The sequence below is a fragment of the Salmonella sp. SAL00670 genome (genome assembly GCF_046552235.1).
Classification (GTDB): Bacteria; Pseudomonadota; Gammaproteobacteria; order Enterobacterales; family Enterobacteriaceae; genus Salmonella; species Salmonella enterica.
Map to the genome: position 1 here is coordinate 442,543 of NZ_JBGDUO010000002.1, position 14,171 is coordinate 456,713.

Below are 14,171 nucleotides of genomic sequence, written 5' to 3' on the forward strand. Positions count from 1 at the left end.
TAGCCCCGGCCTTCCGACCGGGGCATTATCTTTAATACTGATTGAACATCGTCTGGATCTGTTTTGGATCTTTAGTCTGGGTTAACGCCAGTTGCAGTAAGACACGCGCTTTTTGCGGGTTCAGCGTGCCGGAAGCGACAAAGCCGTATTTTGCATCGTCAACTTCCGCATCCTGCGTGGTTGCGCCAGTCGGCACACGTGAAGAACGCACCACTACCGTACCGTTGTGCGCGGCGGTCGCCAGGGTATCAAAGATCGTTTTATACAGGTTGCCGTTACCCACACCTGCGCTCACGATCCCGTCATAACCCGCGTCTACCAGCGCTTTTGCCGGCAGATCGGACGCATTCGCATAGTTATAAACGATACCGACTTTCGGCAACGCGGTCAGCTTCGACACGTCGAACGGGGTGGAGGTGGTATGTTTACGCTCTGGCGTACGCTGGTAGTCAATTTTACCGTTGTGGATATAACCCAGCGGGCCGTAGTTAACCGCTTTAAACGTCGCCACGTCAGTCGTATTGGTCTTAGTGACGTCGCGTCCGTCCATGACGGTATCATTCATTACCACCAGCACGCCGCGGTTGGCAGACTGTTTATCAGCCGCTGTTACTACCGCATTATAGAGGTTGAACGGGCCATCTGCGCTCATTGACGTGGAGGGACGCATCGCGCCGACCAGTACCACCGGTTTATTGCATTTCACGGTCAGATCGAGGAAATAAGCGGTCTCTTCCATCGTATCAGTACCGTGGGTGATCACGAAACCGTCGGTGCTGTCGCACTCGGTATTGATTTTTTTCGCCAGCGTGAGCCAGACTTCATCGTTCATATCCTGCGAGCCAATGTTAACGACCTGCTCGCCTTTCACTACCGCAATGTCCTTCAATTGAGGAACGGCATCCACCAGATTCTCGACGCCGACTTTACCTGCCGTATAATTTGATTTTGTTGCTGAATCACCACCGCCAGCGATCGTTCCGCCGGTCGCTAAGATGGTGATATTCGGTAAAGCGAACGCTGCGCCGCTGAAACCCATTACCAGAGCAGCTAATGCCGTTTTCCTGAAAAACTCCATGTTATATCTCCAGTTATGTCAACTGGTCGCATTATCTCTATATTGCAGACGAATAATGTGACGCCATACGATTAACCAGCGATATATATCCGACAGAGAGTATTTTTTAGAGATGGATAACAAAATGCAGGAAAAAACAGAATAAAAAGGCGCAGATACGATCTGCGCCATTGTTTAAAAAGGAAAGATTACTTCAGGCTGCCAACCAGCGCTTTGCGGCTATCTTCTAAGGTCACTACGCGGCTACAGACATCTTTGCCAAACTGCTGGAAATCTTTCTCCTGGTTTTTCCATTCGTTCTGGATAGCGGTTTGCAAACCACCTAGACTGCCCATCACGCCCTGTAAAGGATTGCCGCCGCCTTTAAGCACCGCTTTGGCGCCCATTTCGTTAATGCTGTCCTGCAAAATACCGCCCATCGCCTGATTCACCAACTGCTGACCGTCGGCACGCACCTGGTCGATAGCCTTATAGTGGAACGTCAGGCCGTCCGTACGATGTTCGATAATGCGGTTCATTTGCGCTTTTAATTGCGCATCAAGCTTCGTCAGACGGCTACGCATGTTGCTGCTTTCGCCCACCTCTTTAGCGATGATTTTATCCAGCGCCACGCGGCCTTTTTCGACGCGCGATCGGGCGCCCTCATCAATCCACGGCAGCGCGCTTCGCAGTTCCGCCTGGTAATCTTTCGCCTGCTCGCGCTGCGCGGCGCTAAGGGTGTACTGCTTACCGTTGTACATCACATTGCCGTCCGGCGTGATCACCAGGTTGCCGTTTTCACCTTTCACCTGCACCGTTTGTGGACTCAGGATCACATCGTCACGCGGCGTGACGCTGCATTTGTAATCTGCATGAGCGGCCATCGCCGTAAACGTTAGCACTGTCGCCAGCAGCGTTTTGCGCATCATAACTTTCCCTCAAGACAAAGCGGGCCGGCATTTGCCGACCCTGTACTTATTAGTCCCACCAAACGTCGAAAAGTTCGCTGGTTCGGACTTCTTCAAGGTTGCGCGCTTCCAGCCACTTACGCACAATCGCCTGATGTTCTTCGGTACATTTACCGATTTCCTGCATACAAATCAGCCCTTCCCAGGCCAGGTAGCCGCTGCCGTCAAACGCCAGTTTATTAGGCTCAATAACGTCATTAATAAAGTCATCGACAGTCTTATCGACCTGCTCTTCAGATGTACCTTCCGGAAAACGCCATGCCACCGAAAATCCTAATTCCTGGAATTCGTCAATGTGCATTTTTTTACGCAGACGACGACTACGGTTCTTTGCCATTATTTCACCCTCTCGAACATTAAGTCCCATACGCCATGACCAAGACGATGGCCACGTTGTTCAAATTTCGTTACCGGGCGCGATTCCGGGCGCGGTACATAATCATTGCTCTCTGACAGATTTTTGTACCCGTCGATAGAAGACATGACTTCAAGCATGTGTTCCGCATACGCTTCCCAGTCGGTCGCCATATGGAAAACGCCGCCCAATTTCAGCTTGCTCAATACCAGTTCAGCAAACGGCACCTGAACGATACGGCGTTTATTATGACGCGCTTTATGCCACGGGTCAGGGAAAAAGAGCTGAACCATCGATAAAGAATTGTCAGGAATCATTTTATGCAACACTTCTACCGCGTCGTGGCACATGACGCGCAGGTTTTCAACGCCCTCTTCATGAGCGGACGCCAGACACGCGCCGACACCGGGTGAATGCACTTCAATGCCGAGGAAATTCTGCTCCGGGCGCGCTTTCGCCATCGCCACGAGAGACGCCCCCATGCCAAAACCAATCTCCAGCGTCACCGGCGCTTCGCGACCAAACAACGTGGCGAAATCTACCGGCGCTTCGCTGAACTCGACGCCCATCACCGGCCAGTAGTTTTCCAGCGCGTGTTCTTGCCCCTTTGTCAGTCGCCCCTGGCGACGAACAAAACTACGAATACGGCGCAGCGGGCGACCGTTTTCATCAAATTCCGGTGAAATGACGTCGTTTTTCATAAAAGTGTAGTCTGCTGTGTTTGAGTTCTGAAAACGGGCATTATCCAAAGTTAGTTGCCGGATGCAAGCATGAAGCGCACTGCGGAAAGTTCCGGTTTACACCCTGCGGCCTCTGTGCTGCAATCTTGCCCCCGGCAATAATGAATGAGTTTCCATGCAAGCGTCTCAATTTTCAGCCCAGGTTCTGGACTGGTACGACAAATACGGGCGGAAAACGCTGCCCTGGCAAATTAACAAGACGCCTTACAAAGTATGGCTCTCGGAAGTCATGTTGCAACAAACGCAGGTGACGACGGTGATTCCTTACTTTGAGCGATTTATGGCGCGCTTTCCCACAGTGACGGATTTAGCGAATGCGCCGCTGGATGAAGTGCTCCATTTATGGACCGGGCTCGGCTATTACGCCCGCGCGCGTAATTTGCATAAAGCGGCGCAACAGGTGGCGACGCTTCACGGTGGAGAATTCCCGCAAACTTTTGCCGAAATCGCCGCGCTACCCGGCGTCGGGCGCTCAACCGCCGGCGCGATTCTCTCCCTCGCGTTAGGTAAACATTATCCGATTCTTGATGGAAACGTTAAACGTGTGCTGGCTCGCTGTTATGCTGTTAGCGGCTGGCCTGGAAAAAAAGAGGTAGAGAATACGCTGTGGACGTTGAGCGAGCAAGTGACGCCCGCACGCGGCGTGGAGCGTTTTAATCAGGCGATGATGGATCTGGGCGCGATGGTTTGTACGCGTTCAAAGCCAAAGTGCACCCTGTGTCCGCTGCAAAACGGTTGTATCGCCGCTGCGCATGAAAGCTGGTCACGCTATCCGGGCAAGAAACCGAAACAGACGTTGCCGGAGCGGACGGGTTACTTTTTATTGTTACAGCATAATCAGGAGATTTTCCTGGCGCAGCGCCCTCCCAGCGGTTTATGGGGCGGACTCTACTGCTTCCCGCAGTTCGCCAGCGAAGATGAATTACGTGAATGGCTGGCGCAACGGCATGTTAACGCTGATAATTTGACCCAGCTTAACGCGTTTCGCCACACATTTAGCCATTTCCACCTGGATATTGTGCCTATGTGGCTTCCCGTGTCGTCACTGGACGCCTGCATGGATGAAGGCAGCGCGCTCTGGTATAACTTAGCGCAACCGCCGTCAGTCGGACTGGCGGCCCCCGTGGAGCGCTTGTTACAGCAGTTACGTACCGGAGCGCCAGTTTAACGCCCCGGTCGATGAAGAGGATGACTTATGAGCAGAACGATTTTTTGTACTTACCTGCAACGCGACGCTGAAGGGCAAGATTTTCAGCTCTACCCTGGCGAACTAGGAAAACGTATCTATAACGAGATCTCTAAGGACGCGTGGGCGCAGTGGCAGCATAAGCAGACCATGTTGATTAACGAGAAAAAGCTCAACATGATGAACGCCGAGCACCGTAAACTGCTGGAACAGGAGATGGTGAGCTTCCTGTTCGAAGGCAAAGACGTTCATATCGAAGGTTATACGCCGGAAGATAAAAAATAGGCCCGTTGCTGAATGAGGCTGCGCTTATTCGGCCTGTGAGTTATGCCGGATAAGCCCTTAGCGCCGCTGCCCGGCAACATGGCATAACGACAACACAACATGCACTCCCGGAATGATGAAAAAATTACTCGCGCTTGCTGTTATTGCGCCGTTGCTCATCTCCTGCTCCAGTTCGACCAAAAAAGGCGAGACGTATAATGAAGCCTGGGTCAAGGATACCAACGGCTTTGATATTTTGATGGGGCAATTTGCCAACAATATTGAAAATCTGTGGGGATATAAGGAAGTCCTGATCGCCGGGCCGAAAGACTACGTCAAATATACCGATCAGTTCCAGACCCGTAGCCACATCAACTTTGATGATGGGACCATTACCGTTGAAACCATCGCCGGGACGGAACCTACCGCACATCTGCGCCGGGCCATTATTAAAACGTTGCTCATGGGTGACGACCCAACCTCCGTCGATCTTTACTCCGATGTCGATGACATAAAAATTTCTAAAGAACCCTTCCTGTATGGTCAGGTCCTCGACAATACCGGCCAGCCTATTCGCTGGGAAGGCCGTGCCACGACATTCGCGGATTACTTGCTGAAAACGCGGCTCAAAAGCCGCAGTAACGGCCTGCGTATTATTTACAGCGTCACCATTAATCTGGTGCCGAACCACCTTGATAAACGCGCGCATAAATACATTGGCATGGTACGCCAGGCCTCCCGTAAATACGGCGTTGACGAGTCGCTGATTCTGGCGATTATGCAAACGGAGTCCTCGTTTAACCCGTATGCGGTCAGCCACGCGGATGCGCTGGGCCTGATGCAGGTGGTGCAACACAGCGCCGGGAAAGATGTTTTCCGTTCTCAGGGTAAGTCCGGCACGCCAAGCCGTAACTTCCTGTTCGACCCCGCCAGCAATATCGATACCGGCACAGCGTATCTGGCGATGTTGAATAATGTCTATCTGAGCGGTATCGAGAATCCGACGTCGCGGCGCTATGCGGTCATTACCGCCTACAATGGCGGCGCAGGCAGCGTATTACGCGTATTCTCGAACGATAAGATTCAGGCCGCGAATATGATTAACCGCATGTCGCCGGGGGATGTGTACCAGATATTAACCACCCGACATCCATCTGCGGAGTCGCGCCGCTATCTGTATAAGGTGAATTCCGCCCAGCGATCGTATCGCCGCCGATAAACCATCGCATCCCGCCTCTGGCCGACAAATGACAGAGGCGGGAAAGGCAAAAGTGTTAACTCCGTCACCATTTTGCTTTGCAATCAGAAATTGTTTGCAAATATTTGTCACAGGTAACAAAAAAAGCCCGCCTCTCATTGATAGAATCACACCAAATCACAACGGCAAATGTGCCTTTTAAAACATTCATCCGCTCTCAGGTGTGAGGAAATTAACATGAATCTTAAGCTGCAGCTTAAAATACTCTCTTTTCTGCAGTTCTGTCTGTGGGGAAGCTGGCTCACTACCCTGGGCTCGTATATGTTCGTCACCTTAAAATTTGACGGCGCATCTATTGGCGCAGTTTATAGTTCACTGGGGATTGCCGCCGTCTTTATGCCGACCTTGTTAGGCATTGTGGCTGACAAATGGCTGAGCGCGAAATGGGTCTATGCCCTGTGTCATGTCGTCGGCGCCATCACGCTATTCATGGCCGCGGAAGTCACTACGCCTGGGGCGATGTTCTTTGTGATCCTACTTAACTCGTTGGCCTATATGCCGACGTTGGGCTTGATCAATACCATATCGTATTACCGCCTGCAGTCTGCCGGCATGGATATTGTGACTGACTTCCCGCCTATCCGTATCTGGGGCACCATTGGCTTTATTCTGGCGATGTGGGGCGTGAGTTTCTCCGGTTTCGAGCTGAGCCATATGCAGCTTTATATCGGCGCGACGCTTTCCGTTCTGCTGGTACTGTTTACCTTTACCCTGCCGCACATTCCGGTGGCGAACCAACAGAAAAACCAGAGCTGGACATCAATGCTGGGCCTTGACGCTTTTGCGCTGTTTAAAAATAAGCGGATGGCGATTTTCTTCATCTTCTCCATGATGCTGGGCGCGGAACTGCAGATCACCAACATGTTTGGCAACACCTTCCTGCATAGCTTTGATAAAGATCCGCTATTCGCCAGTAGCTTTATCGTGCAGCACGCCTCGGTGATGATGTCGATTTCGCAGATTTCTGAAACGTTATTCATCCTGACCATTCCGTTCTTCCTGAGCCGTTATGGTATTAAGAACGTTATGCTTATCAGTATTGTGGCGTGGATGCTGCGTTTCGGCCTGTTCGCTTATGGCGACCCGACGCCGTTCGGTACCGTTCTGCTGGTATTGTCGATGATTGTGTACGGCTGCGCCTTCGACTTCTTCAACATTTCTGGCTCGGTGTTTGTCGAAAAAGAAGTACGCCCGGAAATCCGCGCCAGCGCGCAGGGGATGTTCCTGATGATGACCAATGGCTTCGGCTGTATCCTGGGCGGCATTGTGAGCGGTAAAGTGGTGGAGTATTACACTCAAAACGGCATTACCGACTGGCAGACCGTGTGGCTCATCTTCGCAGGCTACTCGCTGGTGCTGGCCTTCGCGTTCGTAGCCTTGTTCAAATACAAACACGTTCGCGTTCCGGCAGGTTCGCAACCCGTTGCACATTAATTCTTGCCCTGTTTCGCAGGCCGGATAAGGCGTAAATGCCTTATCCGGCCTGCAGGCAACGTTACTTTAAAACATATCCGTACAAGCGTTGAATTCCATCGGCATCGGTCTCGCTATACACTCCCTGCAATTCCGGCGAAAAACCGGGCAACAGATTGATGCCCTCTTCCAGCGCCAAAAAATAACGCTGCGCCGCGCCGCCCCAAATCTCCCCCGGCACCACGCACAGTACGCCCGGCGGGTATGGCAATGCCCCCTCGGCAGCAATACGCCCGTCCGCCTCGCTGATACGCACCAGCTCTACATCGCCGCGAATAAAGGCGCTGTTGGCGTCCTGTGGGTTCATCGCCACATGCGGCAGGCTTTCTTTGCGAAACATCGCTTTTTGCAGATCCTTAACGTCAAAGCTAACGTACAGATTGTGCATCTCCTGACATAGCTCACGCAGGGTGTAATCGCGGTAGCGCACCAGGTATTTCTGAAAAACCGTCGGCAATACATCCGCAAGCGGCGTATCGTCTTCAATGTGCCGTTCAAATTGCGCCAGCATCGCGACCAGCCGCGCCAGTTTCTCTTCGCTCTCGGCGGGTGTCAGCAAGAACAGAATCGAGTTGAGATCGCACTTCTCAGGCACAATACCGTTCTCACGCAGATAGTGGGCGAGAATGGTCGCCGGGATGCCGAATTCGGTGTATCGCCCACTATCGGCATCAATACCTGGCGTGGTCAGTAACAGTTTACAGGGGTCGACAAAATACTGGTCATCCGCATAGCCCTCAAAGCCATGCCATTTCGCCCCGGGTTCAAAACTGAAGAAACGACGATTGCTGGCAATGGTCTCCGTCGGATATGCCTGCCACGGCTTGCCGTCAACCACCAGTGGGATAAAGGGCTGAAGCAGTTTGCAGCGGGCGAGAATGGCTTTACGCGCGTCAATGCCCAGCGCAACGCACTCCGCCCACAGGCGGCGACCGCTCTCCCCTTCGTGGATTTTGGCATTGATATCCAGCGCCGCAAACAGCGGGTAGAACGGGCTGGTCGAGGCGTGCAACATGAAGGCGTTGTTCAGGCGTTTGTGCGGACAAAAACGCGCCTGGCCGCGAATATGGTTATCTTTTTTGTGGATCTGCGAGGTTTGTGAGAACCCCGCCTGTTGCTTATGTACCGATTGGGTCACAAAGATCCCTGGGTCGTTTTCATTAAGCTCCAGCCGCAACGGCGAGGTATCCGCCATCATATTGATAAACTGCTCATAGCCTACCCACGCGGAGTCAAACAGAATGTAATCGCAGAGATGTCCGATTTTATCCACCACCTGACGGGCGTTGTAAATAGTGCCGTCATAGGTACCCAGCTGAATGATCGCCAGGCGGAACGGACGCGACGCATCGGCGCTTTCCGGCATCACGTCACGAATCTGGTCGCGCAGGTACGTTTCATCAAAACAGTGCGCATCAATACCACCGATAAAACCAAACGGGTTGCGCGCCGCTTCAAGATAGACCGGCGTCGCCCCGGCCTGAATCAGGGCGCCGTGGTGGTTGGATTTGTGATTATTACGATCAAACAGCACCAGATCGCCGCGCGTCAGCAGGGCGTTGGTGACCACTTTATTCGCCGCCGAAGTCCCATTCAGCACAAAGTAGGTTTTATCCGCATTAAACACTTTTGCCGCAAATTTCTGCGCGTGTTTGGCAGAACCTTCATGTATTAGCAGATCGCCAAGTTTCACATCGGCGTTACACATATCCGCACGAAACAGGTTTTCACCAAAAAAGTCATAAAAATGGCGGCCTGCGGGATGTTTTCTAAAAAATTCGCCATGCTGGTGCCCCGGGCAAGCAAAAGTACTATTCCCCATGTCGACATACTGGGTCAGGGTGCCATAAAAGGGCGGCAGAAGTTCCGCTTCGTAGCGACAGGCAGCGTTTTCCAGCTCCAGCCATTCCTGCGCGTTCCCGACTATTACCGCCGTAACGCCGACAGGCGCGCTGACGGGTTCATCCGCAAGCATAAACACCGGCAGGTGAAAACCGGTGCGTTTAAGCAACGCCAGAATACCGCTACGGCTGTCGGCAGTGGTAATGACGACTGCGGCCACATCGGTAAAGTCGGTACTGTCCAGCGCCACTACGTTTCGGTGGGTGGAGAGACGGGGGATGAGTTCACCGCTGGCGGCAATATTCATTGATTTCATAAGCGCAAATACCCGTTTCGGGAGTAGAGTAACCCCGGACAAGGCCCGATGCCTTGCCCAACGAGATGCCGGGTCAAACTGGATACCAGCTCCGACCGCCAGACATCAGTAAAAACAGACTGTTTCTGATTTTACTGTTGTCCTGCAGTGAGCGTGCGCTGCCCTCACCGCATAGCGGGGATGACAAAAAAAGGAAAGAAAGGGGCAAACCTCGCGCAGTCAGGCGACAGTGAAGACAATATAAAGGCGCTATGTTCATCCCGGCGAGCCCCATGCTGGCAGGAGAAATTTCGCGCAATCATGGCACCTTTCACCAGACGGCGCAAGGTAAAATCAGCGCTCTATACGTCACAGATAATCAAGCTATTAACAGCTTAATCGCGTGATAATAAGGCAATTTGAAAGACAAATAACAGGAGTCATTGTGGTAATTGGACCTTTTATTAACGCTGGCGCAATTTTATTCGGCGGCGTTATTGGCGCGCTGTTAAGTCAGCGTCTGCCAGAACGGATTCGCGTCTCAATGACGTCTATTTTTGGTCTGTGCTCTCTGGGAATTGGCATTCTGCTGGTGATGAAGTGCGCTAATCTTCCGGTGATGGTGCTGGCGACGCTGGTCGGCGCGCTTATCGGCGAGTTTTGTTTGCTGGAAAAAGGCATTAATGGCGCAGTCGCGAAAATCCAACAATTATTTATAGCATCGGGTAAGAAGCCGACACACGACTCATTTATTCAAAGTTACGTCGCTATCATTGTACTTTTTTGCGCCAGCGGCACCGGTATTTTCGGCGCGATGCATGAAGGGATGACCGGCGATCCAAACATTTTGATCGCTAAATCTTTTCTGGATTTTTTCACTGCCATTATTTTCGCCTGTTCGCTTGGCATCGCCGTTTCGGCGATTTGCGCACCGATGTTGATTATCCAGTTAACGCTTGCCGCCTGCGCCACCCTCATTCTTCCACTGACTACGCCGGCAATGATGGGCGACTTTAGCGCCGTGGGCGGACTGCTGCTGGTGGCGACCGGCTTGCGTGTATGTGGAATCAAAATGTTTCCGGTAGTGAATATGCTCCCGGCGCTGTTGCTGGCGATGCCGATCTCCGCCGCATGGGCGATGTTTTTTGCCTGATTCTGCGTGCAATAACAACAAAGTGGTGATAGATTGTGCAGTCTACGTTGATTTGAAGAAATTTCATTGACGAAGCGAGGCGATTACGGTTTAATGCGCCTCGTTGCCCGGATAGCTCAGTCGGTAGAGCAGGGGATTGAAAATCCCCGTGTCCTTGGTTCGATTCCGAGTCCGGGCACCACTTTCCCTTTTTTATGCTTTCTTATGAATTCCTCGATGTCTTCAAGTCAATAAGTTTGAACATAGACTCTTTCCAGAAATTATTGCCATATGATCTCCATTAGACCAATATAAACGGATGCGTGATCATAATAAAGGCAGTAATAGTAAGTTTTAACATTAAACATACTGCGAAATTTCAATTAAGTTTCCATCAGGGTCCCTGATGTAGATAGACATTATCTCGCCTGTGGCTCCAGTTCTCTCAACCGGGCCTTCAACAATGGAAATGCCTGCCTGTAAGATCTCAGACACAACATCATTTATCGGTGTCGATGTAATAAAACATAAATCGGCAGATCCCGGCGTTGGTCTACTCGCTTTTGGTTCGAACTCCATTTCTTGCTGATGGAGGTTAATTTTTTGCGCTCCAAATATTAACGCTTTTCTGTTTTGTTTAAATGTTACCGCAGAAAAACCAAGTACCTCTTCGTAGAATCTTATTGTGGTTGATATATCAGATACCGTTAATACAAGGTGATCAATTCTGTCAATTATCATTTGAATAGACTCATGATGTTTATATTTTAGGGATGCTACATTAAAAAATAGCATTAACCTACTTTTAAATCAGATGCATTTTTTTTGCATCTACTCTAAGTTGCTGCCGAAAATTGGGATGTGCCAATTCAATGATGCTGAGCGCACGCTCGGTTGAAGAGAGCCCCTTCAGGTTTACGGAGCCAAATTCAGTGACTATCCAGTGCGTATCCGTTCGTGGGGTTGTTACAGGCCCCTCAAGGCGGGGAACAATACGAGAAATCGTATCATTCGCGGCCGTTGAGCGGGTCGTAATAATGGAACGACCTCCTTTAGATGCATATGCGCCTCTGACAAAATCCAATTGCCCTCCTGAAGCGCTGTACTGGTGTCCAAGCAAATATTCAGAGTTACAGGCACCAGTGAGATCGATTTGTAAGGTAGCGTTAATGGAGACAACATTCTCATTTTGCGCAATGATCCCCGGATCGTTAACATAATCGACAGGCCGACTAAAAAAAGAGGGGTTGTCGTTGAGATAGTCATACATATCCTTTTGTCCCATAGCAAAAGTAAATACAGACATTCCCCGGTCGATATTTTTACGCTGATTGGTAACGACGCCTTGTTGAATCAAACTTACCAACCCCGGATTCAGCGCCTCTGTATGGACCCCCAGATCATTATGTTCCTTGAGCGCATTACAGATGAGCTCCGGTAATGCGCCGACCCCCATCTGGAGACAAGCGCCATCTGGCACAAGAGAAGCGATAATCTGACTGATAGCAATATCTTCGGCTACGGCAGTACGTATTGGTAGTTCAATTAAAGGGACATGGTTTTCAACAATGGCGTCAATTTCTGAAATATGGATTGCAGCACCTTCTCCATGAACGCGCGGCATATATTTGTTAACTTCGACAATAAGCTTTTTAGCTGTCCTCGCAATCCGGGTGGAATAATCGTTTCCAGTTCCAAAATTAAAATAGCCATACTTATCCATAGGGGACACGGTGTGAATAAAGGTATCAATACCAATATCATCAGCTAGTAATCGCGTCGCCTGATGAAAATTTGAAGGTACATAGTTAACTATTTTTCGCCCGGAACTCTCAATCCCCTGACGTATTAAAGCCCGTTCAATACCGGTAATAAACATACTGTAGAGATGAATATAGTCACTTAGCTCATAACGGAAAATAGTGTTCCCGGCAATGCTGGCTGTTTCATAACAGTAAACCCGCAGATCGTTGATTTCTCCCCTTTTCGCTCGCTTTGCCAGCGCATTCAGCAAAGCTGGAGGCTCTGCTGCAAACATTCCCATAGAGAGGTGACTGCCGGAGGTAATTAAAGTAACCGCCTCGTCAGGCGTCACGCATTTTTCGGCATACACTGCATTAACATTCATCATGACTCTAAACCTCAGGGCGATTTCTCAATAAGCGGCGTCTTCTTCAGGCGAACATCCACAGCAATAAACTAACATTGTTCGTTCGAAGCGCATGACCTCTACACCATTCTGGTTAATACCACATGTCCGAACGGTAACGATGCCTTGTCCCGGGCGACTATTTGACAGGCGTTTGCTGAGTACAGTGCTTTCAGCATAAAGTGTATCCCCTGCGAAAACCGGATGGACGGCTTGTACCTTATCCCAGCCAAGATTGGCCACGACCTTGGCGCTGACAGTACGCACGCTCATACCGGTTAAAAGCGCCAGAGTGAACGTTGAATCAACCAGTAACTTTTTCCATTCCGTTTTGCTGGCGTAAGCCGCATCGAAATGGACCGGCTGCACATTGAGAGTGAGCAGGGTAAACCACACATTATCGGCGTCCAGAACCGTCCGGCCGGGACGATGTTCAAAAACATCACCGGGATGAAAATCCTCCCAGTAAAGACCCGAAATTTCTCGGTAGCGCCCCTCGCTAATGGTTTTATAAGCGGGTAATAACGTGTTCATAATCAATTCCTCTGTTAATAAAATCAGGAAAAGATCCCTGCCCGGGCGAGTAATCTCCGGGCCTGACGGGCAACGGCTGCATCTATCATCATGCCGCTAACGATCCCGACGCCTTTGGCATTCTCTGTCAGTACTGCACGAGCATGATTAATTTCTGCCGTTGTAGGAGTAAATGCGGCGTTGATTACACTAATCTGAGCGGGGTGAATAGCCGATTTTGCAGAAAAACCAAAACTGAGCGCCTGCAGCGTTTCCTCTTTCAGACCTGAAAAATCGCCTATATCAAAGAAGGGAGCATCTATTGCAAGAAGCCCTTTCATAGCGCAGGCAGCCACTATTCTGGCCCGCGCCAGCGCAAGAGGCTCCCAGGCGGGTGTGGCGCCAATGTCAGCCGCCATATCTGCGGCGCCAAACATCAACCCGCAGAGTCTGGGGGTGGCGTCCGCAATAGACTCTACGGCATTAAGCCCAACAACTGACTCAATAATGCCAATAAGGCGAGTATCAGAACCAGCCATCATGATAAGACTATCCACGATTTGCAGGTGCGCGGCTGACTCTGTTTTTGGAAGAATAATGTAATCAGGAAAAAAACGGCATTCCAGTAACATATGCAGGTCTTCAATGCCAGCATGAGTATTCATTCCATTAATTCTTAATGCTATTTTCAGCGATGAGTTTGGTCGGGATGAAAGGAACTGCATCGCAATTTTCCGGGCCTGCGCCTTGTCATTCGGGGTGACGGAGTCTTCAAGATCGATAATAGAAATGTCCGCCGCACTTTCAACTGCTTTTATGAAACGTTCTGGTCGAATTGCTGGGGTAAAAAGCCAGCTACGTGTCGGTGTATGAGAAATATCGGGCATATAGCACCTCCTGTTAACCTCACTATGCGCTCGCTGGTTTCATTCTTCCAAT

Annotated in this window: 14 protein-coding genes and 1 tRNA gene; 6 read left to right on the forward strand and 9 right to left on the reverse strand. The window is 50.7% G+C overall.

Annotation, left to right across the window (positions count from 1 at the left end; all coding sequences use genetic code 11):
* Positions 1-31: 31 nt before the first annotated feature.
* From ansB to trmB, 4 genes are all read right to left on the reverse strand, one after another.
* The gene (gene ansB, locus ACLJRS_RS09560) at positions 32-1,078 is read right to left on the reverse strand and encodes an L-asparaginase 2 (protein ID WP_000394186.1); all 1,047 of its coding nucleotides are present in this window, start codon (positions 1,076-1,078) and stop codon (positions 32-34) included.
* 188 nt (positions 1,079-1,266) lie between these two features.
* The gene (locus tag ACLJRS_RS09565) at positions 1,267-1,986 is read right to left on the reverse strand and encodes a DUF2884 domain-containing protein (RefSeq protein ID WP_000984838.1); all 720 of its coding nucleotides are present in this window, start codon (positions 1,984-1,986) and stop codon (positions 1,267-1,269) included.
* Between the two features lie 49 nt (positions 1,987-2,035).
* Positions 2,036-2,362 carry a YggL family protein gene (locus ACLJRS_RS09570; RefSeq protein ID WP_001107574.1) on the reverse strand — a complete coding sequence of 109 codons (327 nt, stop codon included), beginning with the start codon at positions 2,360-2,362 and terminating at the stop codon, positions 2,036-2,038.
* The gene (gene trmB / locus ACLJRS_RS09575) at positions 2,362-3,081 is read right to left on the reverse strand and encodes a tRNA (guanosine(46)-N7)-methyltransferase TrmB (protein ID WP_000786890.1); all 720 of its coding nucleotides are present in this window, start codon (positions 3,079-3,081) and stop codon (positions 2,362-2,364) included. Before trmB ends, ACLJRS_RS09570 begins: the two co-directional genes overlap by 1 nt.
* Before the next feature lie 154 nt (positions 3,082-3,235).
* Here trmB and mutY point away from each other — a divergent pair, with 154 nt between their 5' ends.
* From mutY to ACLJRS_RS09595, 4 genes are all read left to right on the forward strand, one after another.
* The gene (gene mutY / locus ACLJRS_RS09580; RefSeq protein ID WP_001148959.1) at positions 3,236-4,288 is read left to right on the forward strand and encodes an A/G-specific adenine glycosylase; all 1,053 of its coding nucleotides are present in this window, start codon (positions 3,236-3,238) and stop codon (positions 4,286-4,288) included.
* Positions 4,289-4,315: 27 nt separating this feature from the next.
* Positions 4,316-4,591: an oxidative damage protection protein gene (locus tag ACLJRS_RS09585; protein ID WP_000091706.1), complete on the forward strand. Its 276-nt coding sequence runs from the start codon at positions 4,316-4,318 to the stop codon at positions 4,589-4,591.
* Between the two features lie 112 nt (positions 4,592-4,703).
* Positions 4,704-5,789 carry a membrane-bound lytic murein transglycosylase MltC gene (gene mltC, locus ACLJRS_RS09590; RefSeq protein ID WP_000976289.1) on the forward strand — a complete coding sequence of 362 codons (1,086 nt, stop codon included), beginning with the start codon at positions 4,704-4,706 and terminating at the stop codon, positions 5,787-5,789.
* Positions 5,790-6,005: 216 nt separating this feature from the next.
* Positions 6,006-7,262 (forward strand): nucleoside permease, encoded by a 1,257-nt coding sequence (locus ACLJRS_RS09595; protein ID WP_001049803.1) that lies wholly within the window; start codon positions 6,006-6,008, stop codon positions 7,260-7,262.
* Positions 7,263-7,323: 61 nt separating this feature from the next.
* Here ACLJRS_RS09595 and ACLJRS_RS09600 read toward each other — a convergent pair whose 3' ends face one another.
* Positions 7,324-9,459, reverse strand: a complete 2,136-nt coding sequence (locus ACLJRS_RS09600) for an ornithine decarboxylase (RefSeq protein WP_000839736.1) — start codon at positions 9,457-9,459, stop codon at positions 7,324-7,326.
* Between the two features lie 424 nt (positions 9,460-9,883).
* On the opposite strand from ACLJRS_RS09600, the gene ACLJRS_RS09605 reads away from it, so the two are divergent.
* Together ACLJRS_RS09605 and ACLJRS_RS09610 are read left to right on the forward strand one after the other, a co-directional pair.
* Positions 9,884-10,591, forward strand: a complete 708-nt coding sequence (locus tag ACLJRS_RS09605; protein ID WP_000234462.1) for a DUF554 domain-containing protein — start codon at positions 9,884-9,886, stop codon at positions 10,589-10,591.
* 105 nt (positions 10,592-10,696) lie between these two features.
* Positions 10,697-10,772: transfer RNA gene (locus ACLJRS_RS09610), tRNA-Phe, on the forward strand.
* 158 nt (positions 10,773-10,930) lie between these two features.
* Here the strand turns inward: ACLJRS_RS09610 and ACLJRS_RS09615 are convergent.
* From ACLJRS_RS09615 to ripC, 4 genes are all read right to left on the reverse strand, one after another.
* Positions 10,931-11,311: a VOC family protein gene (locus tag ACLJRS_RS09615; RefSeq protein ID WP_000582675.1), complete on the reverse strand. Its 381-nt coding sequence runs from the start codon at positions 11,309-11,311 to the stop codon at positions 10,931-10,933.
* A 64-nt stretch (positions 11,312-11,375) separates the two neighbouring features.
* Entirely contained in the window at positions 11,376-12,701 is a 1,326-nt protein-coding gene (ripA, locus tag ACLJRS_RS09620) for an itaconate CoA-transferase RipA/Ict (RefSeq protein WP_000982337.1), read from the reverse strand.
* Between the two features lie 24 nt (positions 12,702-12,725).
* The gene (gene ripB, locus ACLJRS_RS09625) at positions 12,726-13,253 is read right to left on the reverse strand and encodes a (R)-specific enoyl-CoA hydratase RipB/Ich (RefSeq protein WP_001094307.1); all 528 of its coding nucleotides are present in this window, start codon (positions 13,251-13,253) and stop codon (positions 12,726-12,728) included.
* A gap of 23 nt (positions 13,254-13,276) precedes the next feature.
* Positions 13,277-14,119, reverse strand: a complete 843-nt coding sequence (gene ripC / locus ACLJRS_RS09630) for an itaconate degradation C-C-lyase RipC (protein WP_001112897.1) — start codon at positions 14,117-14,119, stop codon at positions 13,277-13,279.
* Positions 14,120-14,171: the final 52 nt, after the last annotated feature.

Coding starts and splice junctions, on each gene's coding strand:
- ansB (WP_000394186.1), bottom strand. CDS start 1,078: ATGGAGTTTTTCAGGAAAACGGCATTAGCTGCTCTGGTAATGGGTTTC.
- ACLJRS_RS09565 (WP_000984838.1), bottom strand. CDS start 1,986: ATGATGCGCAAAACGCTGCTGGCGACAGTGCTAACGTTTACGGCGATG.
- ACLJRS_RS09570 (WP_001107574.1), bottom strand. CDS start 2,362: ATGGCAAAGAACCGTAGTCGTCGTCTGCGTAAAAAAATGCACATTGAC.
- trmB (WP_000786890.1), bottom strand. CDS start 3,081: ATGAAAAACGACGTCATTTCACCGGAATTTGATGAAAACGGTCGCCCG.
- mutY (WP_001148959.1), top strand. CDS start 3,236: ATGCAAGCGTCTCAATTTTCAGCCCAGGTTCTGGACTGGTACGACAAA.
- ACLJRS_RS09585 (WP_000091706.1), top strand. CDS start 4,316: ATGAGCAGAACGATTTTTTGTACTTACCTGCAACGCGACGCTGAAGGG.
- mltC (WP_000976289.1), top strand. CDS start 4,704: ATGATGAAAAAATTACTCGCGCTTGCTGTTATTGCGCCGTTGCTCATC.
- ACLJRS_RS09595 (WP_001049803.1), top strand. CDS start 6,006: ATGAATCTTAAGCTGCAGCTTAAAATACTCTCTTTTCTGCAGTTCTGT.
- ACLJRS_RS09600 (WP_000839736.1), bottom strand. CDS start 9,459: ATGAAATCAATGAATATTGCCGCCAGCGGTGAACTCATCCCCCGTCTC.
- ACLJRS_RS09615 (WP_000582675.1), bottom strand. CDS start 11,311: ATGATAATTGACAGAATTGATCACCTTGTATTAACGGTATCTGATATA.
- ripA (WP_000982337.1), bottom strand. CDS start 12,701: ATGATGAATGTTAATGCAGTGTATGCCGAAAAATGCGTGACGCCTGAC.
- ripB (WP_001094307.1), bottom strand. CDS start 13,253: ATGAACACGTTATTACCCGCTTATAAAACCATTAGCGAGGGGCGCTAC.
- ripC (WP_001112897.1), bottom strand. CDS start 14,119: ATGCCCGATATTTCTCATACACCGACACGTAGCTGGCTTTTTACCCCA.